We start from the raw sequence: 6,362 nt of genomic DNA, 5'->3' as shown, positions 1-6,362 counted from the left end.
CCCGCCGCCGCGCCGGCCGGGGGGACCGTGCCCCGCCGCCCCAGCACGCCCGACCCGATCGCCACACCGAGGCCGACGAGACAGGAGCCGGCCGCCTGTCCGAGCCCGTACGCCCCGGTGCCGACCAGGGGGGCGGTGAGCGCGGCGGAGACGGGGATGAGCCCGGAGAAGAGGGTGGCCCGCTCGGCGCCGATGCGCTGCACGCCGACGTACCAGCAGACGAAGCCGATGACGGTCACCACGGCCGCCTGCCAGAGGAGGGCCGCCGCCTCCGTGCCGGTGGGCATCCGCAGGAAGCCGGAGCCGTCCAGCACCAGCCCGAGCACCGCCGACTCGGCCGCCGCGATCGCGCACACCGCGGCGGACAGCAGCTTGGGGCCGAGCGGGCGCAGCACCGGTACGGCGAGCACGGCGAAGCCCACCTCGCCCGCCAGAGCGCCGACCGAGCACAGGATGCCGGCCAGGTCGGTGCGGCCCCAGCCCTGCACCGTGAAGGCGCCCGCGGCGACCAGAGCGGCGCCGTAGAGCACCGGGCGGGCGGGGCGCCGTCCGTCGAGGAGGGGCACGAGCACGGCGACGACGATCGGGGCGCAGCCCACGAAGACGCCGGGGACGGCGGGTTCCGCGGAGCGTTCGGCGATGAGGACCGCGAGGTTGAAGCCGACCATGCCGATGGCGGCGAGCAGCGCGAGCCGCACCCACTGGCGCCGGGTGAGCAGGCGCAGCGTGGCGAGCGGGCGCGGTTCGCCGGCCCGGCCGATCAGGGGCAGCAGGAGCAGCGCCGCCAGGGCGTAGCGCAGGGCCTGGCCGCCCGCGTAGGGGTAGTCGCCGAGGACGCTGTTGGCGGTGAAGGAGGCGCCGACGAGGACGCAGGCGAAGGCGGCCGGGAGGGCGCCGCGCAGGGAGGTCGCGTTCATGACTCCGACGCTAGGGAGCGCGGTGGTTCGGCTTAAGGTCCACTTCCATGACTGTTTCGGGGACCAATGTGCCGTCCGTGTCCGCCGCCTGGGAGCTGCTGCTGCCGGTGGCCTCCGTACCGGCGCGGGGCCGGGGGCGGGCGCTGCAGTCGGCGCTGCGCGAGGCGGTGCGCTCGGGTCGTCTGGCGCCGGGGACGCGGCTGCCGTCCAGCCGTGAACTGGCCGCCGATCTCGGCGTGTCGCGGGGGTTGGTGACGGAGGCGTACGAGCAGCTGACGGCCGAGAGCTATCTGCGCAGCGGGCGGGGCGCGGGGACCTGGGTGAGCGGGTCGGCGCGGGCGGCGGCGGGCGGGGCGCGGGATCTGGCGCCGCGCGCCCGCGAGGTGAGCGTCGACTTCCGGCCGGGCACGCCCGATCTCTCGCTGTTCCCGCGCAGCGCCTGGGCCGCCGCCCACCGTTCGGTGCTGGCCCGGCTGCCGCACGGCGCCCTCGGCTACCCGGACCCGCGGGGGCTGCCGGAGCTGCGGGAGGCCCTGGCCGCGCTGCTGACGCGGCGGCGCGGGGTGGTGGCCGATCCCGAACGGCTGCTGGTGTGTTCGGGGGTGGCGCAGGCGACGACGCTGCTCGGGTTCGTCCTGCACGGGCGCGGGGTGCGCACGGTGGGCGTGGAGGACCCCGGAAGTCCGGAGCACACGGCGCTGTTCGCCTCGGCGGGGGTGGCGACGGCCCCCGTCCCGCTCGACGGCGAGGGCCTGGCGATGGAGCCGCTGGCGCGCAGTGGGGTGCGGGCCGTGGTGACGACCCCGGCGCACCAGTTCCCGACCGGGGTGGCGTACTCGGCGGCCCGGCGCGGCCGGCTCCTGGAGTGGGCGCGGGAGACGGACGGGCTGGTGATCGAGGACGACTACGACGGCGACTTCCGCTACGACCGCGCGCCGGTGGGCGCCCTCCAGGGCCTCGATCCGGAACACGTCGCCTACACCGGGTCGGTGAGCAAGTCCCTGGCGCCCGGCCTGCGCCTGGGCTGGCTGATCGCGCCGGCGTCGATGACCGACGAACTGGTGGACCGCAAGCGGACGATGGACCTGGGCAATCCGGCTCTCGACCAGGCGGTGCTCGCCGGCTTCGTGACGGGCGGGGGCTACGACCGGCAGCTGAGGCGCTGTCAGCGGGCGTACCGCGAGCGCCGGGACGTGCTGACGCGGGCCCTGGCCGCGCACTTCCCCGGCGCGGAGGTGAGCGGGGTCGCGGCGGGCCTGCACGCCATCGCGCGGCTGCCCGAACGCTGGGGCCCCGAGGAGGAGTTCGCGGAGCGCGCGGCCCGCGCCGGAATCGCGGTGCGGCTGCTGCGCTCGTACGGCACGGACCGGTACGGGGACGGTCACGTACGGCTGGTCCTGGGCTACGCCCACCTGACGCCCGGGGAGATCGACCGGGGTGTGCGGGCGCTCGCCGAGTGCCGCCCGGACCCCCGTTGACCTGCGACGGAGACCGGTTGTCAGTGGTGGGTCCTACGGTTTTTCCATGACCCGAACCGTGCAGGCCCTGGCCTACTCACGTCCCTCCGCCCTGGCGTCGTCCCAGGCCGGACCGTTGCTCGGCCTGGAGACGGCCGGCGGCTCGACTCCCCGCGGCCTGGAGGCCCATCCCCGGTTCTTCGAGGGCTTCCTGGCCTCGCCGCACATCGCGGCGCGGGGGCTGCTCGCCGTGGCGGACGTCGCCGCCGCCCGCTACTACCAGCGGACGCTGCTGTCGTCGCTGGACCCGGTGGTGACGGGCAACGGGGACCGGCTGCGCTTCGAGTCGTTCTCCGGCTGCTGCGGGGTCTACGCCCGGCTGGACGTGCTGAGCGAGGGTCTGGAGGGCGCCCGGACGGACCACGGCACCACCAATGTGGACGTGAACGATCCGCTGCGCGAGGCGCTGTCGCGGATAGGCGGCGACGAGCCGCTGCACCTGCGGGTGGGCCCGCAGGAGATGGCGGTCACGACGACGGCCGGACCGGTCGTGGAGAAGAAGGTGCCGCTGCCGGACCGCTGGCTGCGGGGCTTCGCGGAGGCGCAGGTGGTGTCCGCCTCCTTCGATCTGCGGGCCGAGCTGTCGGCGGCCGAGGCCGTCCGGTTCCTGAGGTCGCTGCCCCGGTCCTCGGGGAACGCCTCGCGGGGAGCGCAGTGGGTGGTGCCCGCCGGGCGGACGCTGCGGCCGACCACCCGCCCGGTGTCCGGCGCGGTCTGCCTGCCGGGCCCGCAGCGGCTGGCCACCCTCCAGCGGGTCCTGCGGTACGCGTCGGCGCTGCGCGTGTACGGGCCGGTGACGGACGGCGCGGCGACGGCGAGCGCGTGGGAGGTGGTGATGCCGGGCATGCGGCTCACGCTGACGCTGTCGCCGGACGCCTCGCGGGGGTTCTCCGGTGAGGGCGGGGTGCTGGAGGCGCTCGCCACGGACGACGCCGCGGCCGACGCGGAGCTGATCTCGGTGCTGCTGGCGTGGGAGCCGCGCATCGAGCCGGACGTGCTCGCCGAGCAGTCGGGCCTTCCGGCGGAACGGGTGCGGGCCGCGCTGGTCCGGCTCGGCACGGCGGGCCGGGTGGGGTACGACCTCGCGGACGCCGCGTACTTCCACCGCGAGCTGCCGTACGACGCGGACCGCGCCGAGCGGCACAATCCGCGGCTGGTGGCGGCGCGGCGCCTCGCCCGGGAGGGCGCGGTGGAGCTGGACGGCGAGGTGGCGACGGTGCGCTCGGGCGACCGGCGCTACCAGGTCCGCGAGCGGGCGGGGGCGCTGAGCTGTACCTGCCAGTGGTGGGCGGACTACCGGGGCCGCCGGGGGCCGTGCAAGCACGCCCTGGCCGTCCGCATGGTCCGGCGGGGCGCGACGGTCGCCGGAGGTGTCCGATGAGCACGCTGCTCGAAGCGGTGCGCGCGGGCCGTCTGGACGCCGTCCCGGCGCTGGTGGCCGGTCTCGACCGGAGCGGACGCAGGGCGGCGCTCGGCGAGTTGAAGGAGCTGCGCAAGGAGGCACGGGGCTGGGCGTGGGACGCGCGCACCAAGATCCGCAAGGCGATGCTGGTGGCCGGTGCGGGCTGCCACACCGGGGCGGCGGCCTGCGCGACCTGGCTCGGCGCCCGGGACATGCGGGACTGGACGGATCCGCCCTATGCGTGGGTGCTCCGGGTCCTCGATGACCGCGAGCCGGCGTGGCTGGCCGATCTCGCCGGACGGCTGGCCGCGCGCGCCGTGGAGACCGAGGCGGAGTACCGGTTCGTCGTGGAGCTGGCGCGCAGGGCGGACTGCCCGCTGCCGGTCACGGACGGCATGGTCCGGGTGTGGGCCGAGCGGGCCAGCGGCTCCTGGTGGCAGTGGCGGCGCGAGGTGCCGCTGGTGGAGGTCCTGCGGAAGGAGGACGGTCTGCGGGATCTGGTCGCCCACCTGCTGACGATGCCGGAGCTGCCGCCGTCGGTGGCGTGGGTGGACAGCGCCTCCCCCGGCGACTACTGGCCGGCCGCGCTCACCGCTCTGGCCGCACAGGGCCAGCTCGACCGGGGCGCCCTGCTCGACGGGTGCGTCGCGCGGCTGCTGCGCGGCGGCGGGAGACCCTCGGACCTGCGCTTCTGCCTGCTGGTGGTGCGCGCGCTCGAACCCACTCCCGAGGAGGAGGCGGCACGGGTCGCCGACTGGATGGCGCTGGCGGCGGACGGCCCCTCGACGGTCGCCGGTCACGCCCAGGAGGTGCTGGCCCGGCTCCGTGCGCGGGACGGGCTGACCGTGCGGCAGCTGGCCGAGGTGTCCGGCGCGGTCCTCTTCCGCACCGAGAAGAAGCTGGTGCGCGCCCAGTTGATCCAGCTGGGCAAGGTGCTGCGCGGCGAGCCATCGGCGGCCGACGAACTGCTGCCGGTGATCGCCGACACCTTCGGGCATCCGGACACTGACGCGCAGGAGCGTGCGCTGAAGCTGGTCGCCCGCGCCCTGCCCGCCGCGGCGCCGGCGGTCCGGGAGGAGGTGGCGGGGATGGCCTCGCTGCTGGCGCCCGTGCACCGGAAGGCGGCGCTCGCCGTCTTCGGCGACCTGCTGGAGGACGAACCGGCGGCGCCGTACGAGGAGATCCTGCCGCCGCCGCCCGCCCCGCGCCCCGTCGGCCCGCCGCACGGCTCGGTCGCGGAGCTGGTCGAGGAGGTGACGGCCGTTCTGATCAGCCCGGACCACGAGGACGTCACCGCGTTCGAACGCGCCCTGGACGGCCTCGTCCGGTACGCGCACGGCGGGGCGGAGGAGCTGGTCGCGGCCCTGGAGCCCGCAGTCGCCGGGATGTGGTGGGCCACCCTTCCCAGGGGGGAGGCGGAGTGGCGGATATCCCGCGAGCCGGGCAGCCTGCACACCGTCACGGCGTCCCTGCTCGACCGGGTCTCCGCGAAGGCCGTCCACGACGCGCGGGCCCGCCGGACCGGGACGCCCGGGTGCTGCCACCAGGCGCTCAACGGCATCCTGACCGCCCGGTTGTGGGAGGCGGCGGCCGAACTGCGGTCGGGCAGGCTGCCGTACCTGCTGGCCACCCCCACCTGGCACACGGGAACCATCGAGCCGGCCGAACTGGTGGAGCGGCTGCGCGGCTACCGGGCGCTGGGCATCGCGGCCGCCCCGGCGGACTTCGCCCAGGCGCTGCTGCGGGTCCGGCGCACGGACGCGGAGGAGGCCGCGCGGGAGGCGGCCGCGCTGGGCACCGGGGAGGGCGACCGGCTGGCGGCCTGGCTCCGGGCGGACGAGCCGGTGGCGGCCGTGGTGCCGCGCCATGTGGACACGGATGTCGAGGTCGGCCGCGACTGGCTGCGGCAGACGGTGGTCAAGGCGCGCCGGGCGCTGCTCGCCACCCGGGACAACCCGCTCGTCCGGCAGAAGTTCCCGCCGGCCTTCCACTGGCTGGGCAGCTCGCACTCCCCGCACCACAAGGACTGCTACTGCTGGGTCGCGGAGTCCCCGCACTGGATCGCCACCCTCCCGGAGGACGGCGAGAGCCTGGCGGCCTGGCTGCTGCCCTCCCTCGCCGCGTGCGTCCAGGAGGACCGCGGCAACGCCTGGCTGCTGCCGGCACTCGCCGAGACCGGCGGCCCGGCCGCGGACGCGATGCACCTCGCCCTGGCGTACGGGCTGGGTGCCCGGCATCCGGAGGACCGGCTCGCGGCGGTGGACGCGCTGCTGGTGCTGGCGGCGCGGGGCCGGCTGGACGCCGAACGGCTCGGCGGCGAGCTGGCCGTGCTGATCGCGCAGGACTCGGTGAAGCCGAACCGGCTGGCGATCGCGGTCCGGACGGCGGCGGAGACCGGGGCGTACGGGACGGTCCTGTCCGTGCTGGTGCCGGTGCTGCCCGCGCTGCTGGGCCGGGAGCGGGCGCCGCGGGGGCTGAGCGATCTGCTGGCCGTCGCGGCGGAGTGCGCGGAGCGTTCCGGGCCGC

The 6,362-nt window shown here is 76.4% G+C and carries 4 protein-coding genes; 3 read left to right on the top strand and 1 reads right to left on the bottom strand.

The features are described 5' to 3' along the window. Positions 1-917, bottom strand: a 917-nt coding sequence (locus MHW47_RS30540; protein WP_239227115.1) for a DMT family transporter, incomplete at its 3' end; no start/stop codon positions are given. 47 nt (positions 918-964) lie between these two features. Here MHW47_RS30540 and MHW47_RS30535 point away from each other — a divergent pair. The 3 genes from MHW47_RS30535 to MHW47_RS30525 form a co-directional block, all read left to right on the top strand. Continuing rightward, positions 965-2,395: a PLP-dependent aminotransferase family protein gene (locus tag MHW47_RS30535; RefSeq protein ID WP_239227114.1), complete on the top strand. Its 1,431-nt coding sequence runs from the start codon at positions 965-967 to the stop codon at positions 2,393-2,395. A gap of 46 nt (positions 2,396-2,441) precedes the next feature. Then, on the top strand, positions 2,442-3,815 hold the full coding sequence (locus MHW47_RS30530) for an SWIM zinc finger family protein (RefSeq protein WP_239227113.1): 1,374 nt from the start codon (positions 2,442-2,444) through the stop codon (positions 3,813-3,815). Beyond that, on the top strand, positions 3,812-6,362 hold a 2,551-nt coding region (locus tag MHW47_RS30525; protein ID WP_239227112.1), incomplete at its 3' end, for a DUF6493 family protein. The genes MHW47_RS30530 and MHW47_RS30525, both read left to right, overlap by 4 nt.

The organism is Streptomyces sp. OfavH-34-F (assembly GCF_022347745.1).
Taxonomy (GTDB): Bacteria; Actinomycetota; Actinomycetes; order Streptomycetales; family Streptomycetaceae; genus Streptomyces.
This window is presented reverse-complemented; position numbering and strand designations above follow the sequence as displayed.

Bases quoted from the DNA above. Each gene is read 5' to 3' on its own strand.
- MHW47_RS30530 (WP_239227113.1), top strand. From the start codon at position 2,442: ATGACCCGAACCGTGCAGGCCCTGGCCTACTCACGTCCCTCCGCCCTG.
- MHW47_RS30535 (WP_239227114.1), top strand. From the start codon at position 965: ATGACTGTTTCGGGGACCAATGTGCCGTCCGTGTCCGCCGCCTGGGAG.